At 77.0% G+C, this 24,131-nt stretch carries 1 protein-coding gene (running past one end of the window); it reads right to left on the bottom strand.

Annotated elements, in window-relative coordinates; all coding sequences use genetic code 11:
* Positions 1–24,131 carry the 5' portion of a type I polyketide synthase gene (locus ACIA5A_RS07845; protein ID WP_396757760.1) on the bottom strand. 5,599 nt of this gene lie to the left of the window's left edge, so 24,131 of the gene's 29,730 nt are visible here — the first part of the coding sequence; it begins with the start codon at positions 24,129–24,131; its stop codon lies beyond the left edge, outside the window.

Raw genomic sequence — 24,131 nt, 5'->3', positions numbered from 1 at the left:
AGCGTGCCGGCCAGGTCGGTGGTGGTCAGGTCGGTCACGGCGGCGGGGTCGCCGGCGACGCCCGCGGTGTGCACGACAGCGGTCAGCTCCGGCAGGTCGTCCACCAGGTCGGTGACCGCGACCGGGTCGCTGACGTCGCAGGCGACCACCCGTACCGCGCCGAGCGTGGCGGGCAGGTCGGCGGCGCCGGGGGCGTCCGGGCCGCGCCGGGAGGCCAGCACCACCTCGTCGGCGCCATTGGCGAGCAGCCATCGGGCCACGTGCCGGCCGAGCGCGCCGGTGCCGCCGGTGACGAGCACGGTGCCGCGCGGCTGCCAGCCGCCGCCGGCCGCCGGCGCCGCCGGGAGCAGACGCCGGGCGAGGACACCGGTGCGGCGTACCGCCACCTGGTCGTGCCCGCCGTCGGCGAGCACCGCGACGAGCGCGGCGCGGGTGGTGCGGTCGGCGCGTCCGGGCAGGTCGATCAGGCCGCCCCACCGGTCGGGCCGTTCCAGCGCCACCACCCGGCCGAGGCCCCAGGCGGCCGCGGCGCGGACGTCGCCGCCCCGGTCGCCGGCCGTCACCGGCAGCGCGGCGCGGCTGAGCGCCCAGACCCGGCCGGGCAGGCCGGTGTCGGTGAGCGCCTGGACGAGCGTGAGCAGCGCGGCCGTGCCGGCCGGGACGGCCGGCTCGTCGGTGGTCGGCCGGTCCTGGCGGGGCAGCACGCAGAGCACGCCGGCCCAGCCCTGCTCGCCGAGCCGCCGCAGCCGCTCCCCCAGGTCCCGCCGGTCGACGCCGGCGGGGACGGTGAGCGTGTCGACCTCGGCGCCGGCCGCGACGATCGTCTTGGCGACACCCGCGTCGGCGCCGCCGCCGACGGTGGCGACCAGCCACCGCCCGGTCAGTCCGGAAGCGGCGGCGGGTCGCACCGGTTCCCACCCGATCCGGTACGCCGGCGCGGCGCCCCGGGTCCGCGCCCGGCGCCAGTCGGCCAGCACCGGCAGCGCGGCGCTGAGCGCGTCGGCGGCGGTGTCGTCGCCGAGGTGTGCGGCGAGCGCGGTCGGGTCGCCGTGCTCCACGGCGGCCCAGAACTCGGCGTCCGGCCCGTCGGTGCGGGCGGGCGCGTCGGGCCAGAACCGCTGGTGTTGGAACGCGTAGGTGGGTAGGTCGACGCGGGTCGCGCCGGTGCCGGCGAACCAGGGCGCCCAGTCGACGGGTACGCCGTGCACGTGCAGCTCGGCCAGCGCGTGCAGCAGCGCGCCGGTCTCGTCGCGGTCGTGGCGTTGGGCGGCGACCGCCGGTACGCCGTCGGCCTGGTCGCCGATCAGCGCGGTGAGCACGCTGCGCGGGCCGATCTCCAGGAACGTGTCCACCCCGGCGTCCCGCAGCGCGGTCACCCCGTCGGCGAACCGCACCGCCTCCCGCACGTGCCGCACCCAGTAGTCGGCGGTGACGATCTCGTCCCCGGCCAGTGCGCCGGTCACGTTGGACACCATCGGCAGCAGCGGCGCGGCGAAGCTCAACCCGGCCAGGACGGTCCGGAACTCCGCGAGCATCGGCTCCATCAGCGGACTGTGGAACGCGTGGCTGACTGTCAACCGCCGGGTCCGCACGCCGCGCTCCCGCCACGCGCGCTCGACCTCGTCCAGCGCGTCCACCGGCCCGGACACCACCACGGACGACGGCCCGTTGACCGCCGCGACGCCAAGCGTCGGGTGTCCGGCGATCGATGCGACCACCTCGGCCTCCGGGGCGGCGACCGCAAGCATCCCCCCGCCGGCGGGAAGCGCCTGCATCAGCCTGCCCCGCGCCGCGACCAGCGCGCACGCGTCCGGCAGCGACAGCACCCCGGCCACGTACGCGGCGGTGATCTCACCGATCGAGTGCCCACCCACGAAGTCCGGGGTGACACCGAACGACTCGACCAGGCGGAACAACGCCACCTCGACGGCGAACAACCCCGCCTGGGTGAACTCGGTCTGGTTCAGCAGATCGTCGTCGCCGAACAGCACCGGCTTCAGCGGCTGGGACAGCAGCGGATCGAGTGCCGCGCACACCTCGTCCAACGCGGCGGCGAACGCCGGGAACGCCTCGGACAGCTCCCGGCCCATGCCGGCGCGCTGCGCGCCCTGCCCGGAGAACAGCACCGCGAGCCGGTCCCGCTGCTCCCGGCTGCCGGTGACCACCGCGCCGGACGGTTCACCGGCGGCGAGGGCGCGCAGCGCGGTGAGCAGTCCGTCGCGGTCGGCGGCGGTCACCACGGCCCGCTGCTCCAACGCCGCCCGGGTGGCGTCCGACGACCAGCCCACGTCGGCCGGTCGGATCGTCTCGTCGCCGGCCAGCCACGTCGCCCAGCGACCTGCCTGCGCGGCGAGCGCCGCGTCGGTGCGCGCCGACAGCAGCACCGGCACCGGCCCACCGGCCCGCTCCCCCAGGCTCGCCGGCTCGTCGAGGTCCGCGGGCTGTTCGAGGATGACGTGGGCGTTGGTGCCGGAGATGCCGAACGACGACACCGCCGCCCGACGCGGCCGGTCGACCGCAGGCCACGGCGTCGCCTCGGTCGCCAGGCTGACCGCCCCGGCCGTCCAGTCGATGTGCGGCGACGGCTCGTCCACGTGCAGGGTCGGCGGCACGATGCCGTGCCGCATGGCGAGGACCATCTTGATGATCCCGGCGACACCGGCCGCGGCCTGGGTGTGCCCGATGTTCGACTTCACCGAGCCGAGCAGCAGCGGTTCGGACCGGTCCTGCCCGTAGGTCGCCAGGACCGCCTGGGCCTCGATCGGGTCGCCGAGCGTGGTGCCGGTGCCGTGCGCCTCCACCGCGTCCACGTCCGCAGTGGTCAGCCGCGCGTTCGCCAGGGCCTGCCGGATGACCCGCTGCTGCGACGGGCCGTTGGGGGCGGTGAGGCCGTTGGACGCGCCGTCCTGGTTCACGGCCGTGCCCCGCACCACGGCGAGGATCCGCCGGCCCTCGCGCCGCGCGTCGGAGAGCCGTTGCACCAGCAGCACACCGGTGCCCTCGCCCCAGCCGGTGCCGTCGGCGGCGGCGGCGAACGACTTGCACCGGCCGTCCGGGGACAGGCCCCGCTGGCGGGAGAACTCGATGAACGTGCCGGGCGTGGCCATCACCGTCACGCCACCGGCCAACGCCAGGTCGCACTCACCGGAGCGCAGCGCCTGCACCGCCAGGTGCAACGCGACGAGCGACGACGAGCACGCCGTGTCCACGGTGACCGCCGGACCCTCCAACCCGAACGAGTAGGCGACCCGGCCGGACAGCACGCTGCCCGACGTGCCGACGCCGACGTAGCCCTCCACCTCGGCCGGCAGCGCCACCAGCCGGGTGGCGTAGTCGTGGTACATCACGCCGGCGAAGACGCCGGTCCGCGAGCCGCGCAGGGTGGCCGGGTCCACGCCCGCCGACTCGAACGCCTCCCAGGAGGTCTCCAGCAGCAGCCGCTGCTGGGGGTCCATGGCCAGCGCCTCGCGGGGCGAGATGCCGAAGAAGCCGCTGTCGAAGTCGGCGGCGTCGTAGAGGAAGCCGCCCTGCGTCGCGTACGACGTGCCGCTGTGGTCGGGGTCCGGGTCGAACAGCGACCCGAGGTCCCAGCCCCGGTCGGCGGGGAACTCGGCGATGCCGTCACCACCGGCGGCCAGCAACTCCCAGAGCTGCTCCGGGTTCTCCACCCCGCCCGGATAGCGGCACGCCATGCCGACGATGGCCACCGGCTCGTCCAGGCCGGTCGTGGCGGCGGCCGGCGCGGCGGCCGGGTCCGGCCGGTTTCCGGCCAGTTCGGACCAGACCTGTCCGGCGAGCGCGGCCGGGGTCGGGTAGTCGAACACCAGCGTGGACGCCAGCCGCAGCCCGGTGGCCGCGTTGACCCGGTTGCGCAGGTCCACCGCCGTCAACGAGTCGAAGCCCAACTCCTGGAACGCCCGGTCGGCCGGCACCGCGCCGGCGCCGGCGTGACCGAGCACCTGCGCGACCAGGCCGCGCACCAACAGGTCCACCTCGGCACGGGCCTCGTCGTCGGTGAGCCGGGCGAGCCGGCCGGCCCAACCACCTGTCGCGGCCACCCGCCGGCCGGCGGGGCGGCCGACGAGCGTGGCAAGCATCGCCGGTACGGGCGCGGCGGCGGCCGCCGCGCGCAGCGCCGGCACGTCGATCACGGTCGGCACGAGCTGCGGTCGACCGGCGGCCAGGGCGGCGTCGAACAGCTCCAGGCCGGTCGCCACGCTCATCGGCGTCAGCCCGGCGCGCGCCGACCGCTGCCGCTCACCCTCCGACAGCGACGCCGCCATGCCGGCGGTGTCCCACATGCCCCACGCCAACGACACCGCCGGCAGGCCCGTCGACCGACGGTGCACCGCCAGCGCGTCCAGGAACGTGTTCCCCGCCGCGTACGCGGCCTGCCCTGGTGAGCCGAGCACCCCGGCGACGGACGAGAACACCACGAACAGGTCCATCTCACGGTCCCGGGTCGCCTCGTGCAACCACCACCCGGCGGCCACCTTCGGCCCGAGCACGTTCGCCAACCGCTCCGGACTGATCGACGACACCACACCGTCGTCCAACACACCAGCCGTGTGCACCACACCGGCCAGCCGGCCTTCCACCCCCGAAACCAGGCTGACGACCTGATCCCGATCGGTCACGTCACACGCCACCACCGACACCGACGCGCCCAGCCCGGACAACCGCTCCACCAACGCGTCCGCACCGGGCGCGGCCGGACCCTGCCGCGACACCAACACCAACGACCGCACCCCATGACCGGTCACCAGATGCTCCGCGACCAGCGCGCCGAGGGCCCCGGTACCACCGGTCACCAGCACCGTCCCGGCCCCGACCACCCCACCGGCATCGGCGCTGTCTCGCGCCGACGCGTCGTCGGCGGCGGTCCGACCGGCGGCCTGCGGCGCGGACCGGGGGTCCGTCGTGGCGGGCGCGGCGCGCACCAGGCGCGGCGTCGACACCACCTCGCCGCGTACCGCCACCTGCCCGCCGGTGCCCGCCGGGTCACCGAGCACGCCGGCGAGCACCGACAGCGCCGCGGCATCCACGTCGCGATCCAGATCGGCCACCACGATCCGCTCCGGATGCTCCGACTGCGCCGACCGCAGCAGACCCCACACCGCCGCGCCCGCCAGGTCGGTCACCCGATCCCCGTCCGCCACGGCCACCGCGCCCCGCGTCGTCACCACCAACCGCGACTCCGCGAGCGACTCCGCCGCCAGCCACGCCTGCACCACCGCCAGCACGTCCGTCACCGCCGCGCGGACCGCCTGCGGCAGGTCCGGGCCGGACGGCGCGGCCACCGGCAGCACAAGGACGTCTGGCGCGTCCGGCCCGGCGGCGGCCGGCACGTCCTGGTACGACGGGAGCCCGTCGACAGTCGCGCCGAGCGTGGCCCAGCCGGACACCTGACCGGCAGGCGTCTCCACGGGCTGCCAGCGCACCTCGTACAGGGGGCGGGTGGCGGCGCCGGGCCGGGCCATCTCGCGCAGGACCAGCGAGTCCACCGACACGACGGGGGCGCCGGCCTCGTCGGTGGCGGTCAGCCGGACCGCGTCGCCGGAGCGGGACAGTCGAACCCGGAGCACGGTGGCGCCGGCGGCGTGCACCTGCACGCCCCCGAACGCGAACGGCACCCGGGGACCGGCTGCCGCGCCGTCGGGCAGCAGCCCGATCGGGTGCAGCGCGGCGTCCAGCAACGCCGGGTGGAGCGCGAACCGGGCCGCGTCGGCGGCCACGTCGTCCGGCAGGGCGATCTCGGCGTACGCCTCGCCGTCGCCGGTCCAGGCACGGCGCAGGCCCCGGAACGCCGGCCCGTACGTCAGGTCGTGCGCGGCGAGCGTGTCGTACCAGCCGGTCAGGTCGACCTCGGTCGCGCCGGCCGGCGGCCAGACCACCGTGTCAGTTTCCTCGGCAACGGGCGGTTCGAGGACGCCGTCGGCGTGCCGGGTCCAACCCGCCTCGGGGTCGTCGTCGGGGCGGGAGTGGACGGTGACGGCCCGTCGGGTTCCGGCACCGTCGACGCGTACCTGGATGCGCAGGCGACCGGTGTCCGGCAGGACCAGCGGCGTGGCGACGGTGAGGTCACGGAGCCGGGGTACGCCGGCCTCGTCGCCGGCCCGGACGGCGAGTTCGACGAGCGCCGCGCCGGGCAGCAGCGTGGCCCCGGCGACCGCGTGGTCGGCCAGCCAGGGGTGGGTGGCGAGGGAGATCTGGCCGGTGAGGACCACCTCGCCGTCGCCGGCCAGGTCGACGGTGGCGCCGAGCAGCGGGTGCGCGGCGTCGCTCAGCCCGGCGCCGGTCACGTCGCCCCGGCGGCGACCGGCCGCCGGCCAGTAGCGCCGGTGCTGGAACGCGTAGGTGGGCAGGTCGACGCGGGTGGCGCCGATGCCGGCGAACCACGGCGTCCAGTCGACGGGCACGCCGTGCACGTGCAGCTCGGCCAGCCCGGCCAGCAACGCGCCGGTCTCGTCCCGGTCCCGGCGCTGCACCGGCACCGCGACCACACCGTCGTGGTCCGCCAGGATCTCCGCTGCCAGCGCGGTCAGCACGCTGCGCGGGCCGATCTCCAGGAACGTGTCCACCCCGGCGTCGCGCAGCGCGGTCACCCCGTCGGCGAACCGCACCGCCTCCCGAGCGTGCCGCACCCAGTGGTCCGGGGTGCGCAGGTCGTCCTCCGCCGCGAGCGCGCCGGTCACGGTGGACACCACAGGCAGCAGCGGTGCGCCGAACGTCAGCCCGTCGAGGACGGTGCGGAACTCGGCGAGCATCGGCTCCATCAGTGGGCTGTGGAACGCGTGCGACACCGCCAGCCGGCGGGTCCGCACGCCCCGGTCCCGCCACCCGCGGTCGAACTCGTCCAGCGCGTCGAGGTCACCGGAGACGACTGTCGCCGTCGGGCCGTTGACCGCCGCGACGCCAAGCGTCGGGTGTCCGGCGATCGACGCGGCCACCTCGGCCTCCGGAGCCGCGACCGCGAGCATCCCGCCGCCGGCCGGCAGCGCCTGCATCAGCCTGCCCCGCGCCGCGACGAGGGTGCACGCGTCCGGCAGCGACAGCACCCCGGCCACGTACGCGGCGGTGATCTCGCCGATCGAGTGCCCGCCCACGTGGTCGGGGACGACGCCGAGCGACTCGACCAGGCGGAACAGCGCCACCTCGACGGCGAACAGCCCCGCCTGGGTGAACTCGGTCCGGTCCAGCAGGTCGCCGTCGCCGAACAGCACCGGCTTCAGCGGCTGCGACAGCAGCGGGTCGAGGTGCTGACACACCTCGTCCAGGGCGGACGCGAACGTCGGGAACGCGTCGGACAGTTCCCGGCCCATGCCGGCCCGTTGCGCGCCCTGCCCGGAGAACAGCACCGCGAGCGGGCCGCGCCGGGTGGGGGCGCCGGTGACCACCGCGCCGGACGGTTCGCCCGCGGCGAGGGCCCGCAGCGCGGCGAGCAGCCCGTCGCGGTCGGTGACGCCGAGCACGGCCCGCCGCTCCAGCGGGGTCCGGGTGGTGGCGGACGACCAGGCCACGTCGGCCGGGCGGAGCGTCTCGTCGGCGGTCAGCCAGGCCGCCCACCGGCCGGCCTGGGCGGCGAGCGCGGCGTCGGTACGCGCCGACAGCAGCACCGGCGCCTGCCGCTCGGTCGCGTCCGGCTCCTCGGCGCCGGTGGGGACGGTGTCCGTCGGTTGTTCGAGGATGACGTGGGCGTTGGTGCCGGAGATGCCGAACGACGACACCGCCGCCCGACGCGGCCGGTCCACCGCCGGCCACGGACGGGCCGACGTCGCCAGCTCCACCGCACCGGCCGACCAGTCCACGTGCGGGGACGGCTCGTCCACGTGCAGGGTCGGCGGCATGATCCCGTGCCGCATAGCGAGGACCATCTTGATGATCCCGGCGACACCGGCGGCGGCCTGCGTGTGTCCCAGGTTGGACTTCACGGAGCCGAGCAGCAGCGGGGTGGACCGGTCCTGCCCGTAGGTCGCCAGGACCGCCTGGGCCTCGATCGGGTCGCCGAGCGTGGTGCCGGTGCCGTGCGCCTCCACCGCGTCCACGTCCGCAGTGGTCAGCCGCGCGTTCGCCAGGGCCTGCCGGATGACCCGCTGCTGCGACGGGCCGTTCGGCGCGGTCAACCCGTTCGACGCGCCGTCGGAGTTGACCGCCGTGGCGCGCACCACGGCGAGGATCCGCCGACCCTCGCGCCGCGCGTCGGAGAGGCGTTGCACCAGCAGCACGCCGACGCCCTCGGACCAGCCGGTGCCGTCGGCGGACGCGGCGAACGACTTGCAGTGGCCGTCCGGGGACAGGCCGCGCTGCCGGGAGAACTCGACGAACGTGCCGGGCGTGGCCATCACGGTCACGCCGCCGGCGAGCGCCAGGTCGCACTCGCCGGAGCGCAGCGCCTGACCGGCCAGGTGCAGCGCCACGAGCGACGACGAGCAGGCGGTGTCCACGGTGACCGCCGGACCTTCCAGCCCGAACGTGTACGCGACCCGGCCGGAGAGCACGCTGGCGGAGGTGCCGGTGCCGACGAAGCCCTCGGCGTCCGGCGGGAGGTCGGCCAGCCGGGAGGCGTAGTCGTGGTACATGACGCCGGCGAACACGCCGGTGCGGGAGCCGCGCAGCGCCACCGGGTCGACCCCGGCGGACTCGAAGCTCTCCCAGGACGCCTCCAGCAGCAGCCGCTGCTGCGGGTCCATGGCGACCGCCTCGCGCGGCGAGATGCCGAAGAAGTCCGGGTCGAAGTCGGCGGCGCCGGCGAGGAAGCCGCCGTGCCGGGCGTACGAGGTGCCGGCGTGGTCGGGGTCCGGGTGGTAGAGCGTGTCGAGGTCCCAGCCCCGGTCGGCGGGGAACTCGACGATGCCGTCGCGGCCGGCGGCCAGGAGTCGCCAGAGCTGCTCGGGGGTGTCGACGCCGCCGGGATAGCGGCAGGCCATGCCGACGATGGCGATCGGCTCGTCGGTGTCGACGGCCCGCACCGCCGCGCGGCGGGCGCTGATCCGGCCGGAGATCTGCTCGTGGAGGTGCTCGGCGAGCGCGGCCGGGCTGGGGTGGTCGAAGACAAGCGTGGACGGCAGCCGCAGCCCGGTGGCCGCGTTGACCCGGTTGCGCAGGTCCACGGCGGTCAGCGAGTCGAAGCCGAGTTCCCGGAACGCCCGGTCGGCCGGCACCGCGCCGGCCCCGGCGTGACCGAGCACCTGCGCGACCAGGCCCCGCACCAGCAGGTCCACCTCGGCGCGGGCGTCCTGCGGGTCGAGGCCGGCGAGCCGGTCGGCCCAGTCGCCGCCCGCGCCGGCCTGCCGCCGGGTGGCGGTCGGACCGACGAGGGTCCGCAGCACGGCCGGCACCGGGCCGGCGCCGAGCGCGGACCGCAGCGCCGGTACGTCGAGGACGGCCGGCACGAGCACCGGGCGGCCCTCGGCGAGCGCGGCGTCGAACAGCTCCAGGCCGGTCGCCACGCTCATCGGCGTCAACCCGGCGCGTGCCGACCGCTGCCGCTCACCCTCCGACAGGGACGCCGCCATGCCTGCCGTGTCCCACATGCCCCAGGCCAGGCTGATGCCGGGCAGCCCGTCCTGCCGGCGTCGCGCGGCCAGCGCGTCCAGGAACGCGTTCCCCGCCGCATAGGCCGCCTGCCCCGGCGAGCCGAGCACCCCGGCGACCGAGGAGAACACCACGAACAGATCCAGCTCACGGTCGCGGGTCGCCTCGTGCAACCACCACGCCGCCGTGGCCTTCGGCGCCAACACCGCCGCCAGCCGCTCCGGGCTGATCGACGACACCACCCCGTCGTCCAGCACACCGGCCGTGTGCACCACCCCGGCCAACCGGCCCGGCAGACCCACCACCAACCGGAACACCTGATCCCGATCGGTCACGTCACACGCCAGCACCGACACCGACGCGCCCAGTCCGGTCAACCGCTCGACCAGCGCGTCCGCGCCCGGCGCGGCCGGCCCCTGCCGCGACACCAGCACCAGCGACCGCACGCCGTGCCCGGTCACCAGCCGTTCCGCGACCAGCGCGCCCAACGCCCCGGTGCCTCCGGTGACCAGCACCGTCCCGGCACCGCCCACCCCACCGGCACCGGTCCCGGCACCGGCACCATCCGGCGCCGACACGTGGCCGGTGGCGGCCCGGCCGTCGGCTCGCCGCGCGGGACCGACGCCCGCCGTGGCCTGCGCGGATCCCGCACCCGCAATGGCGGGCGCGACGCGGACCAGGCGGGGCACGAAGACCCGGCCGTCGCGTACCGCGAGTTGGGCGCCGGTCGGGTCGGTGACCGCGTGCGCGAGCACGGCGAGCGTCCGGTCGTCCGGATCGGCGTCGAGGTCGGCCAGCACGATCCGGCCGGGATGCTCGGACTGCGCCGAGCGCAGCAGGCCCCACACGGCGGCGCCGGCCAGGTCGGTCACCGGGTCGCCGTCGCCGACGGAGACCGCGCCCCGGGTGAGGACGACGAGCGGCGCGCCGGCGAGCGCGTCGGCGGCCAGCCAGGGCCGCACGACGGCCAGCACGTCGGTGGTGACCGCGCGCACCGCGTCCGGGGTGGGCAGGTCGGCGGCGGGCACCGGCAGGACCAGCGCCGGGGGTGCCAGGTCCGCCTCGACAAGCGCCGCCACGCTCGGGTACGCCGCCAGCCCGGCCGGCGCCGGCACGCCCGGCCGGCTCGCCGACCCGTCCTCGGGCTGCTCGCCGGGGGCGGTGAGCACGGCCCAGCCGGTCGGCGCGTCGGTGGCGGGAACGTCCTCCCGCTGCCAGGTGAGCGTGTACAGGGACCGGGCCGCGACGCCCGGCACGACGGGGCCGGTCAACTCCCGCAGCGCCAGCGTGTCGATGGAGACCACCGGGGCGCCGGCGGTGTCCACCGCCACCAGACGGACGGTCGAGCCGGTACGGGTGAGCCGCACCCGCAGGACGCGGGCCCCGGTGGCGTGCACCTGGAGGCCCTCGACGGTGAACGGCACGCGCGGGCCGTCGCCGGCGAGCAGCAGCCCCACCGGGTGCAGCGCGGCGTCGAGCAGCGCCGGGTGCACGCCGAACCGGGACGCCTCGCCGGCCGCCTCGTCGGGCAGCGCGACCTCGGCGTACGCCTCGCCGTCGCCGGTCCAGAGCCGGCGTAGGCCCCGGAACACCGGCCCGTACGCGAGGCCGTGCCCGGCCAGGGCCGGGTACCAGCCGGACAGGTCCACCTCGGTCAGTCCGGTGGGCGGCCAGGCGTCGAGCGTCGGTTCGTCGGCGGTGGCGGGTTCCAGCACGCCGTCGGCGTGGGCGGTCCACCCGTCGTCGCCGTCGGGCTGGGAGTGGATGGCCACCGGCCGGGCGCCGGTGTCGTCGGCGGCGCCGACGCGGACCTGCACCCGCACGCCGCCGGTGGCGGGCAGCGGCAGCGGCGCGGTGAGCGTGAGGTCGCGTACCCGGGGGGTGCCGGCCTCGTCGCCGGCCCGGACGGCCAGTTCGGTGAGCGCGGTGCCGGGCACCAGGACGGTCCCGGCGACGACGTGGTCGGCGAGCCACGGGTGGGTGGCCGGCGACAGCCGGCCGGTGAGCAGCACCATGTCGGCGCCGGCCACGGTGACGGCGGCGGCGAGCAGCGGGTGGGCGGCGTCGCCGAGTCCGGCGCCGCCGACGTCGCCGGGGCGGGGCCGCCCGGTGGGCAGCCAGTAGCGCTGGTGCCGGAACGCGTACGTGGGCAGGTCGACCCCTGTCGCGCCGGCCCCGGCGAACCACTCCGGGAAGGAGACCGGCACGCCGTGCACGTGCAGGTCGGCCAGCGTGGCGAGCAGGGCGGCGGTCTCGTCGCGGTCCCGGCGTTGGACGGCGACCGCGAGCGCGTCGGGCACGACGTCACCGGCAAGCGCGGTGAGCACGCTCTGCGGGCCGATCTCCAGGAAGGTGTCCACTCCGGCGTCGCGCAGCGCGGTGATGCCGTCGGCGAAGCGGACCGCCTCACGGACGTGCCGCACCCAGTAGTCGGCGCGGGTCAGCTCGGCCGGGTCGGCGAGCGCGCCGGTCAGGTTGGACACCACCGGCAGCAGCGGCGCGGAGAAGCTCAGCCGGTCGAGCACGGCCCGGAACTCGGCGAGCATCGGCGCCATCAACGGGCTGTGGAACGCGTGCGACACGGTGAGCCGGCGGGTGCGGACGCCCCGGTCGTGCCAGCCACGTTCGACGTCGGCCAGCGCGTCGAGCGGCCCGGACACCACCACCGACGACGGCCCGTTCACGGCGGCGACGCCCACCTCGGGCACGCCGTCGAGGGAGGCCAGGACGTCCGGTTCCGGCGCGGCGACCGCGAGCATCCCGCCGCCGGCCGGCAGCGCCTGCATGAGCCGCCCGCGCGCGGCGACCAGCGCGCACGCGTCCGGCAGCGACAACACGCCGGCCACGTACGCGGCGGTGACCTCGCCGATCGAGTGGCCGCCGACGACGTCCGGGGTGACGCCGAACGACTCGACGAGCCGGAACAGCGCCACCTCGACCGCGAACAGCCCGGCCTGGGTGAACCGGGTCTGGTCGAGCAGGTCGCCGTCGCCGAACAGCACCGGCTTCAGCGGCTCCGGCAGCAGCGGGTCGAGCTGCGCGCACACCTCGTCCAACGCGGCGGCGAAGACCGGAAACGCGTCGGACAGCTCGCGGCCCATGCCGGCGCGCTGCGCGCCCTGCCCGGAGAAGAGGATCGCGAGCCGGCCCCGGGTGGTCGCCGTACCGGTGTGCACGGCGCCGGCCGGCGTGCCGTCGGCGAGCGCGCGCAGCCCGGCGAGCAGGTCGTCGCGGTCGGTGGCGACGACGACGGCGCGGTGGTCGAGGACGGCGCGGCCGGCGACGGACGACCAGCCGACATCGACCGGCCGGGCGGCTTCGTCGGCGGCCAGCCGGCGGGCCCAGCGGCCGGCCTGCGCGGCGAGCGCCTCCGGATCGCGGGCGGAGAGCAGCACCGGCGCGGGTCGGCGCGGCGGCGCGGCGGTGACGGGGACCGGCTCGGCGGGCGGCGCCTCGATGATGACGTGGGCGTTGGTGCCGCTCACCCCGAACGAGGAGACGGCGGCGCGGCGGGGCCGGTGCGACAGCGGCCAGGGCCGGGCCTCGGTGAGCAGGGCGACATTGCCGGCGTCCCAGTCGATGTGCGGGGACGGCGCGTCGACGTGCAGCGTGCGGGGCAGTACGCCGTGCCGCATCGCCATGATCATCTTGATGATGCCGGCGGCGCCGGCGGCGGCCTGGGTGTGGCCCAGGTTTGACTTGACCGAGCCCAGCCAGAGCGGTTCGCCGGTCCGGTCCTGCCCGTACGTGGCCAGCAGCGCCTGCGCCTCGATCGGATCGCCCAGCGTGGTGCCGGTGCCGTGCGCCTCCACCGCGTCCACGTCCGACGTGGTCAACCGCGCGTTCGCCAGCGCCTGCCGGATCACCCGCTGCTGCGACGGACCGTTCGGCGCGGTGAGCCCGTTCGACGCGCCGTCCTGGTTGACGGCGGTGCCGGCGACCACGGCGAGGATCCGCCGCCCGTCGCGGCGGGCGTCGGAGAGGCGTTGCACCAGCAGCACGCCGACGCCCTCGGACCAGCCGGTGCCGTCGGCGGACGCGGCGAACGACTTGCACCGGCCGTCGGCCGCGAGACCGCGCTGGCGGGAGAACTCGACGAAGGTGCCCGGGTTGGCCATCACGGTCACCCCGCCGGCCAACGCCAGGTCGCACTCGCCGGAGCGCAGCGCCTGCACGGCGAGGTGCAGCGCGACGAGCGACGACGAGCAGGCGGTGTCCACGGTGACCGCCGGACCCTCCAACCCGAACGTGTACGCCACCCGACCGGACACCACGCTGCCGGAGTTGCCGGTGCCGAGGTAGCCCTCCACACCCTCGGGCAGCTCCCCCACCCCGGCGGCGTAGTCGTGGTACATCAGGCCGGCGAACACGCCGGTGCGGGAGCCGCGCAGCCGGGCCGGGTCGACGCCGGCGGACTCGAACGTCTCCCAGGACGCCTCCAGCAGCAGCCGCTGCTGCGGGTCCATCGCCAGGGCCTCGCGTGGGCTGATGCCGAAGAAGCCGTTGTCGAAGTCGGCGGCGCCGGCGAGGAAGCCGCCCTCGCGGGCGTAGGAGGTGCCCGGGTGGTCGGGGTCCGGGTGGAACAGGGTGTCGAGGTCCCAGCCCCGGTCGGTGGGGAACGCGCCGACGCCGTCGCCGTCGGCGGCCAGCAGCTCCCACAGCGCCTCGGGGCTGTCGACGCCGCCCGGGTAGCGGCAGGCCATGCCGACGATCGCGATCGGCTCGTCCACGCCGGTGACCGTGGCCGCGTCGGCGCGGGTCGCCGTGGTGGCGCCGGTGAGCTGCTCGTGCACGTGCCCGGCGAGCGCGGCCGGGGTCGGGTAGTCGAACACCAGTGTGGACGCCAGCCGCAGCCCGGTGGCCGCGTTGACCCGGTTGCGCAGGTCCACCGCGGTCAGCGAGTCGAAGCCGAGTTCCTGGAACGCCCGGTCGGCCGGCACCGCGTCCGCGCCGCCGTGGCCGAGCACCTGCGCGACCAGGCCGCGCACCAACAGGCCCACCTCGGCGCGGGCCTCGTCGGCGGGCATCGCCGCGAGCCGGCCGGCCCACCCGTCGGCCGCCGCGCCGGCCTGCCGCCGGGCGGGCGCGCCGGCCAGGGCCCGCAGGATCGGGGGTACGCCGGCGGCGGCGCGCAGCGCCGGCAGGTCGAGCACGGCCGGCACGAGCGCGGCGGTGTCGCCGGCCAGGGCGGCGTCGAAGAGCGCCACGCCCACCGCCGCGGTGATCACGCCGAGCCCGGCGCGGGTGACCCGGGAGCGGTCGGCGTCGTCGAGGCCGGCGGCCATCCCGTCGGTGTCCCACATGCCCCAGGCCAGCGCGTGCGCGGGCCGGCCCTCGGCGCGGCGGTGGACGGCGAGCGCGTCGAGGTAGGCGTTCGCGGCCGCGTACGCGCCCTGACCGGGGGAACCGAGCACGCCGGCGATCGACGAGTAGGTGACGAACAGGTCGAGGTCGAGGCCGGCGGTGGCCTCGTGCAGGTGCCAGGCGGCGTCCACCTTGGGCGCGAGCACCCGGGCAAGCCGGTCGGCGTCGGTGCCGGTGATGACGGCGTCGTCGAGCACGCCGGCGGTGTGCACGATCCCGGCGAGCCGGCCGGCGGCGGTGAGGTCGGCGACCAGCCGGTCGACCGCGTCGCGGTCGGTGACGTCGCAGGCCAGCACCCGCACGTGGGCGCCCAGCGCGGTCAGCTCGCCGGCCAGCTCGGCGGCGCCGTCGGCGTCGGGTCCGCGCCGGCTGACCAGGGCCAGCGAGTCCACGCCCCGGTCGGCGACCAGGTGCCGGGCGAGCAGCGCGCCGAGCGCGCCGGTGCCGCCGGTGACCAGGACGGTGCCGCCGCGGGTCGCCGGGCCGGCCGCGGGCGGAGTGTCGGCGCGTACCAGCCGGGGGGTGTGGATGGTGTCGCCGCGGACCGCGAGCTGCGCCGCGGCCGGGTCGTCGGCGGCGGCCGCGAGCAGCGCCAGCACGCCGGCGTCGAGGTCCCGGTCGAGGTCGGCCAGGACGATCCGGCCGGGGTGCTCGGACTGGGCGGAGCGGACCAGACCCCAGACGGCGGCGCCGGCCAGGTCGGTGGCCGGGTCGTCGGGCGCGGCGGGCATCGCGTCGCGGGTGACCACGACGAGCCGCGCGTCGGCGGTCGCGTCGGCGGTCAGCCAGTCGCGCAGCGTGGTGAGCACGCCTGTGGTGGCGGCCCGGACCGCGTCCGGCGTCGGCCCGGCCGGCGGCACCGGCAGCAGCACCAGCGGGGGTACGCCGCCAGCGGCCACCAGCGCGGCCACGTCCGGGTGGGCGGCGGCGTCGGGCAGGGCGGACAGCGGCGCGCCGAGCACCGCCGTGACGGGCGGCGGGACCGGGGTGAGCGGTTCGGCCGGCCAGGCGACCCGGAACAGCGACCGGGCGGCGCGGGTGGCGGCCGGCGGCGTGACGCCGGTCAGCTCGCGCAGCACCAGCGCGTCGACGGTGACGACGGGCCGGTCGGTGTGGTCGACGGCGAGCAGCCGCACCGCGGCGCCGGCCCGGGTGAGCCGGACCCGCAGCGTGTCCGCGCCGACGGCGTGCACCTGGACGCCGGTGAACGCGAACGGCGCCTTCGGGCCGGTGGTGCCGTCACCGGGCAGCAGCGCGGTGGGGTGCAGCGCGGCGTCGAGCAGCGCCGGGTGCACGCCGAACCCGCCGGCCGGATCGGTGCCGGCGGACGGCAGTGTCACCTCGGCGTAGACCGTGTCGCCGCCTGTCGTCCAGGCCCGCCGCAGCCCCTGGAACGCCGGCCCGTACGTCATGCCGTGGCCGGCGAGCGCGTCGTACCAGCCGGTGAGGTCGGTCTCGACGGCGTGCGGCGGGGGCCAGGCGCCCAGGCCGGTCTCGTCGGCGGGAGCGGCGGCGGTGAGCAGGCCCTCGGCGTGGCGGATCCAGTCGCCGTCGGGGTCGTCGTCGGGCTGCGAGTGCACCGCGACGGTGCGCCAGCCGGTGTGGTCGCGCGGGCCGACCCGGACCTGCACCCGCACCGCGCCCCGGGCGGGGAGCACCAGCGGCGCGGCGACGGTCAGCTCGCGGACCCGGCAGGGGCCGAACTCCTCGCCGGCGCGCAGCACGAGTTCGACGAGCGCGGTGCCGGGGACGAGGACCGCGCCGGCGACCTGGTGGTCGGCGAGCCACGGCTGGGTGGACAGGGACAGCCGGCCGGTGAGCACGGCGGCGTCCTCGCCGGCCAGCCGGACGGCGGCGGTGAGCAGCGGGTGGCCGGCGGCGCCGAGGCCGGCGCCGGCGACGTCGGCGGCGGGCCCGGCCGGGCGCAGCCAGTAGCGGTCGCCGCCGAACGCGTAGGTGGGCAGGTCGGCCACGGTGGCCGGGGCGCCGGCGAACAGCGGGGTCCAGTCGACGTGCGCGCCGCCCGCGAAGAGTTCCGCCAGCGCGGTGAGCAGCGCGCGGGGCTCGGTACGGTCGGCGCGCTGGGTGGCGACGGCGAGCACGGCCGGGTCGCCGGCGGTGTCGCGGATCAGCGCGGTGAGCACGCCGCGCGGGCCGACCTCCAGGAACGTGTCCACCCCGGCGTCCCGCAGCGCGGTCACACCGTCGGCGAACCGCACCGCCTCCCGCACGTGCCGCATCCAGTAGTCGGCGGTGGTGACCTCGTCCCCGGCCAGCGCGCCGGTCACGTTGGACACCATCGGCAGGCTCGGCGCGGCGAAGCCCAACCCGTCCAGGACGGCGCGGAACTCGGCGAGCATCGGCTCCATCAACGGACTGTGGAACGCATGCGACACCGCCAACCGGCGCACCCGGACACCCCGGTCGCGCCAAGCGTGCTCCAGCTCGCCCAACGCGTCCACCGGCCCGGACACCACCACCGACGACGGACCGTTGACCGCCGCGATCCCGAGATCCGCGTGGCCCGCGATCGACGCGACCACCTCGGCCTCCGACGCCGCGACCGCCAGCATTCCGCCGCCCTCGGGCAGCGCCTGCATCAACCGGCCCCGCGCCGCGACCAGGGCGCACGCGTCCGGCAGCGACAACACCCCCGCCACGTGCGCGGCGGCGATCTCACCGATCGAATGCCCACCCACGAAGTCCGGGCTCACGCCGAACGACTCCACCAGACGGAACAACGCCACCTCGACCGCGAACAACCCCGCCTGCGTGAACTCGGTCCGATCCAGCAGATCACCGTCACCGAACAGCACCGGCTTCAACGGCCGCGACAGCAACGGATCGAGCTGCCCACACACCTCGTCCAACACGGACGCGAACGCCGGGAACGCCTCGGACAACTCCCGACCCATGCCGGCGCGCTGCGCGCCCTGACCGGAGAACAGCACCGCCACCGCCTGCCGGTCGGTGGCGCGGCCGGTGACCAGGTTCTCGGCGGGGGCGCCGGCGGCGAGCGCGCGCAGCCCGGCGACCAGCTCGTCGGGGTCGGCGGCGAGAAGCACCGCGCGGTGCTCCAGCGGGGTCCGCGCGGTCAGCGACGTCCGGGCGGCGTCGGTCAGGTCGGGTCGGCCCGGCGCGGCGAACGCGTCGGCCCAGCGGGCCGCCTGCCGGGCCAGCCCGCCGTCGCCGCGCGCGGACAGCAGCACCGGCGCCAGCGGCGGCGCGGGAGTGTCGGTCACCTCGGGCTCGGCGGCCGGCGGCTGCTCGATGACGATGTGGGCGTTGGTGCCGCTGACGCCGAACGAGGAGACCGCCGCCCGGCGGGGCCGGTCCACCGCCGGCCACGGCCGAGCCTCGGTGAGCAGTTCCACCGCGCCGGCCGACCAGTCGACGTGCGGGGTCGGCGCGTCCACGTGCAGCGTGCGGGGCAGCACGCCGTGCCGCATCGCCTGCACCATCTTGATCACCCCGGCGACGCCGGCGGCGGCCTGGCTGTGCCCGATGTTCGACTTGATCGAGCCCAGCCACAGCGGCTCGCCGGCCCGCTCCCGCCCGTACGTGGCCAGCAGCGCCTGTGCCTCGATCGGGTCGCCGAGCGTGGTGGCGGTGCCGTGCGCCTCGACGGCGTCCACGTCGCCGGTGCCCAGCCCGGCGGCGGCGAGCGCGGCCCGGATGACCCGCTGCTGGGACGGCCCGTTCGGGGCGGTGAGGCCGTTGGACGCGCCGTCCTGGTTGACCGCGGAGCCGCGGACCACGGCGAGCACCCGGTGGCCGTTGCGGCGGGCGTCGGACAGCCGCTCCACCACCAGCACGCCGACGCCCTCGGACCACCCGGTGCCGTCGGCGGACGCGGCGAACGACCGGCAGCGGCCGTCGGCGGCCAGCCCGCCCTGGCGGGTGAACTCGACGAACGCGCCGGGGGTGACCAGCACGTTCACGCCACCGGCGAGCGCCAGGTCGCACTCGCCGGCGCGCAGCGACTGCACGGCCAGGTGCAGCGCGACGAGCGACGACGAGCAGGCGGTGTCCACGGTGACCGCCGGGCCCTCCAACCCGAACGTGTAGGCGACCCGGCCGGAGATGACGCTGTGCGCGCCACCGGTCAGCCGGTAGCCGTCCAGGTCGCGGGTCTCGTCGCCGGCGCCGTAGCCGGACGGGGACGCGCCGACGAACACGCCTGTGGAGGTGCCGTGCAGCGCGTCCGGGGCGAGCGCGGCCTGCTCGAACGCCTCCCAGGTGGCCTCCAGCAGCAGCCGCTGCTGCGGGTCCATCGCGAGCGCCTCGCGCGGGCTGATGCCGAAGAAGTCCGGGTCGAACTCGGTGGCCCGGTCGATGAATCCGCCGTGGCGGGTGAACGAGCGGCCCGGGGCGTCCGGGTCGTCGGCGAAGAGCCGGTCGAGGTCCCAGTCCCGGTCGGTGCGGAACTCGGTGATGCCGTCGCGGCCCTCGGCGACCAGCTCCCACAGCCCGTCGGGGTCGCTGACGCCGCCCGGGTAGCGGCAGCTCATGCCGACGATCGCGATCGGCTCGTCGGCGGTCGCCGGGCCGGCGGGGGCGTCGGCGGCGGCGTCGCCGGCCTCGGGCAGCCGCAGCAGCGTGGCGAGCTGACCGGCGAGCACGGCCGGGCTGGGGTAGTCGAAGATGACGGTGGTGGGCAGCGACAGCCCGGTGGCGGCGGTGAGCTGGTTACGCAGCTCCACCGCGGTCAGCGAGTCGAAGCCGAGGTCGCGGAACGCGCGCCGGGGGCGTACCGCGTCGCTGCCGGCGTGGCCGAGCACCGCGGCGGCGTGGTCGCGGACCAGGTCGGTGAGGCGGCGTTCCCGGTCGGCGAGCGGCAGGTCGAGCAGGTGCCGGCGCAGTCCGGCGGCCCGGTCGTCGACGTCCTCGGCGGGACGTTCGGCCAGCGCGTCGCGGGCCTCCGGGATGTCGGCAAGCAGCGGCCGGGGCCGGGCGGAGGCGTACGCGGGCGCGAACTGGGCCCAGTCCACGTCCGCCACGACGAGCGTGGTCTCACCGTGCTCGACGGCCCGACGCAGGGCCAGCAGCGCGGCGGCCGGCTGCATCGGGTTGAGGCCGCGCCGACTGAGCAGCCGTTGCGCCTCCTCGGTGGTGGCCATCCCACCCTCGGCCCAGGCGCCCCAGGAGATCGAGGTGGCGGCCAGTCCCCGGGCGCGGCGCTGCTCGGCGAGCGCGTCTAGGTGGGCGTTCGCCGCCGCGTACGCGCCCTGGCCGCCGCTGCCCCACACGCCGGAGATGGAGGCGAACAGCACGAACGCGTCGAGCTGCCGGTCGCCGAGCAGCTCGTCCAGGTGGACGGCGCCGGCGACCTTGCCGGCCGTCACGTGGTCGAACACGTCGAGGTCGGTGTCGACGAGCGCGGTGAGCCGGGTGATGCCGGCGGCGTGCAGCACGGCGGTCAGCGGCGCGACGTCGTCCAGGCCGGCGACCAGCGCGGCGACCTGCTCCCGGTCGGCCAGGTCGCAGGCGACCACGCTGACCCGTACCCCGTCGGCGGTCAGCTCGTCGGCCAGCTCGCGGGCGCCGTCGGCGTCGAGGCCGCGGCGGCTGGTGAGCACCAGATGCTCGGCGCCGTTGGCGGCGAGCCAGCGGGCGGCCTGGGCGCCGATCGCGCCGGTGCCGCCGGTGATCAGCACGGTGCCGCGCGGCTGCCAGCCGGTGAGCTGCCCGGCGGTCCGCGCGGTGGTGCGGGCCAGCCGGCGGACGAACGTGCCGTAGGGGCGGACCGCGAACTGGTCCTCGTCGCCGCCGCCGGTGAGGACGCGGGCGACCTCGGCCCAGGTGGCGGCGTCGGGCGCGGCGGGCAGGTCGAGCACGCCGCCCCACTGCCGGGGGTGTTCCAGGCCGATCACCCGGGCCAGGCCCCAGAGCGCGGCCTGGGCGGCGCTGGCGACCGGTTCGGCCGGCCCGGTGCCCACCCCGCCCCGGGTGACGCACCACAGCGGCGCGGCACGGCCGGCGTCCTGGGCGGCCTGCACCAGCCGGGTGGTGGCGACCAGGCCGGTGGAGATGCCGGGGTGGCCCGGGTGGTCGGCGTCGGCGAGCCCGAGCAGGGACACGATCGCGGTCGGCTCGTCGGTGAGCGAGGCGGCCAGCTCGGCGCGGGTCGCATGGACCGGGTCCACGGTCAGCGTGCGCAGCGTCGACCCGTCGGGCAGCGCGGCGGCGAGCCCCGCCGACCAGGCGTCGACCCGCTCGTCGCCGGCCGGCGACACCACCAGGAGGTCGGCGGCGGCCGGGCCGCCACCGGCGGCGGCCGGCTGCCACACCACGCGGTACGACCAGCCGTCCAGCACGGCCCGCTGGAGCCGGGCGCGGCGCCAGGACGACAGCAGCGGCAGCGCCGGGGCGAGCACCTCCGGGTCGGCGTCGCCGGTGGTGAGCGCGGCGACGTCGGCGCGTTCCACCGCCGACCAGAACTCCACGTCGACGACGTCCGGGCCGACCGGGCCGGCGGCGCTCGCCGCGATCCGCTCCGGCCAGTAGCGGCGCCGCTGGAACGCGTACGTGGGCAGGCCGGTGAGCACCGGCGCGGGGGCGAGGACCCGGGCCAGGTCCACCGGCAGGCCGTGCGCGTGGGCGTGGGCGATGCTGGTCAGCAGCCGCAGCCGGGCGTCCTCGCCGCGTCGTAGCGTGGACAGCGCCCGGCCGGTGGTGCCGGTGTCGTCCAGGATGGCCGCGATCGACATGGTGAGCACCGGGTGCGGGGACACCTCGACGAAGTCGGTGTGCCCGGCGTCGATCGCGGTCCGCACGGCGGTGTCGAAGAGCACCGGCAGGCGCAGGTTGTCGGCCCAGTGGTCGGCGTCGAGGCGGGCGCCGTCGATCCGGTCGCCGGTGACCGTGGAGATGATCGGCATCTCGCCGGCGCGCGGGGTCAGCCCGGCCAGTTCGGTGCGGAGCCGGTCGGCGACCGGTGCCACGGCCGGCGAGTGCGACGCGTAGTCGACGGCCACCGGCCGGGCCCGTACCCCCTCGGCGACAAGCGTGGCGATCAGGTCGGCGACGGCCTGCGACGGTCCGGCCACGGCGGTGGTGGCGGGTCCGTTGACCACCGAGACGGTGACGCCCTCGGGCAGCCGGGCGGCCAGCTCGGCGGCGGGCAGGTCGACGGCGGCCATGGCGCCGGTGCCGGCGACGTCGGCCAGCGCCCGCAGGCGCAGCGCGAGCACCCGGGCCGCGTCGGCGAGGGTGAGCGCGCCGGCCACGTGGGCGGCGACGATCTCGCCCTGGGAGTGGCCGATGACGGCGCGCGGGCTCATCCCGGCGTGCCGCCACAGCCGGGCCAGCGCCACGCCGACCGCGAACAGCGCCGGCTGGGCGATCTCGGAGCGGGTCAGCCACGAGGTGTCGGCGCCGGTGAGCACGGCGACCACGTCGACGTCGAGCCAGCGGTCCAGTTCGGCCTGGCACTCGGCGAGCGCCTCGTCGAAGACCGGCGCGGCGCCGATCAGCTCGGCGGCCATGGCGGCGTGCTGGGCGCCCTGGCCGGGGAACACCCAGACCGGTCCCTCCCCCGGCTCGCCGGCCTGGCCGGTGACGACGGTGGCGGCGGGGGTGCCGGCGGCGACCGCGTCCAGGCCGGCGAGGAGCTGGTCGGGGTCGGCGGCGACCACGGCCGCCCGGTGCTCGAACACCGACCGGGTGGTGGCCAGCGACCAGGCCAGCCGCGCCGGGTCGAGGTCGGCGTGGTCGCGGACGTGGCGGGCCAGCCGGGCGGCCTGCTCGCGCAGCGCGTCGGCGGAGCGGGCGGAGAGCGGCCACACGGTGGCGGCGCCGGCGACCAGGGCCGGCCGGTCGGTGTCGGCCGCCGGGGCGGGCGTCGGGTCGGCCTGCTCCACGATGACGTGGGCGTTGGTGCCGGAGATGCCGAACGAGGAGATCGCGGCGCGGCGCGGCCGGTCCACCTCGGGCCAGCTCCGGGCCTCGGTGAGCAGCTCCACCGCGCCGGCGGTCCAGTCGATGTGCGGCGACGGCGTGTCGACGTGCAGCGTGGCGGGCAGCCGGCCGTGCCGGATGGCCTGCACCATCTTGATCACGCCCGCGACGCCGGCGGCGGACTGGCTGTGGCCCAGGTTCGACTTGATCGAGCCGAGCCAGAGCGGGTCGCCGTCGCGGTCCCGCCCGTACGTGGCCAGCAGCGCCTGCGCCTCGATCGGGTCGCCGAGCGTGGTGCCGGTGCCGTGCGCCTCGACCGCGTCCACGTCACCGGTGTCCAGCCGGGCGTTGCTCAGCGCCTGCCGGATGACCCGCTGCTGGGAGGGGCCGTTGGGGGCGGTGAGCCCGTTCGACGCGCCGTCCTGGTTGATCGCGCTGCCGCGCAGCACCGCGAGCACCGGGTGGCCGTTGCGGCGGGCGTCGGCGAGCCGTTCGACGAGCAGCAGGCCGACGCCCTCGGCCCAGCCGGTGCCGTCGGCGGCGCCGGCGAACGACTTGCACCGCCCGTCGGAGGCGAGTCCCCGCTGGCGGGAGAAGCCGACGAACGCGCTGGGGCTGGCCATCACCGTCACGCCGCCGGCAAGCGCCAGGTCGAACTCGCCGGCGCGCAGCGCCTGCGCGGCCAGGTGCAGCGCGACGAGCGACGAGGAGCAGGCGGTGTCCACCGTGACGGCCGGCCCCTCCAGCCCGAGCGCGTACGCGATCCGCCCGGAGACCACGCTGGTGACGGTGCCGGTGAGCAGGTAGCCCTCGTCGGCGTCCGTCGCGCCGCCGTCGGCGGCGGCGCCGTAGCCGTTGGCGGCGGTGCCGACGAACACGCCGACCTTCTGGCCGCGTACCGACGAGGGGGCGATGCCGGCGGTCTCGAACGCCTCCCACGAGGTCTCCAGCAGCAGCCGCTGCTGCGGGTCCATCGCGAGGGCCTCACGGGGGCTGATGCCGAAGAACTCGGCGTCGAAGCCGGCCGCGTCGTAGAGGAAGCCGCCCTGCTGGGTGGTGGAGCGGCCGACCCGGTCGGCGGACGGGTCGTAGAGGTTGGCCAGGTCCCAGCCCCGGTCGGTGGGGAAACCGCCGATCGCGTCGCCGCCGGCGTCCACCAGCTCCCACAACTGCTCCGGGGTGGACACCCCGCCCGGGTAGCGGCAGGACATCGCGACGATCGCGATCGGCTCCCGGGCGGCGGCGGTGAGCTGCTGGTTGAGCTGCTTGAGCCGGCCGGTCTCCTTGAGGGAGGCCCGAAGCGCCTCGACGACCTTGTCTGCGGACGTGGACAT

The organism is Micromonospora sp. NPDC051300 (genome assembly GCF_044455315.1).
GTDB classification, from domain to species: domain Bacteria; phylum Actinomycetota; class Actinomycetes; order Mycobacteriales; family Micromonosporaceae; genus Micromonospora; species Micromonospora robiginosa.
This window is presented reverse-complemented; position numbering and strand designations above follow the sequence as displayed.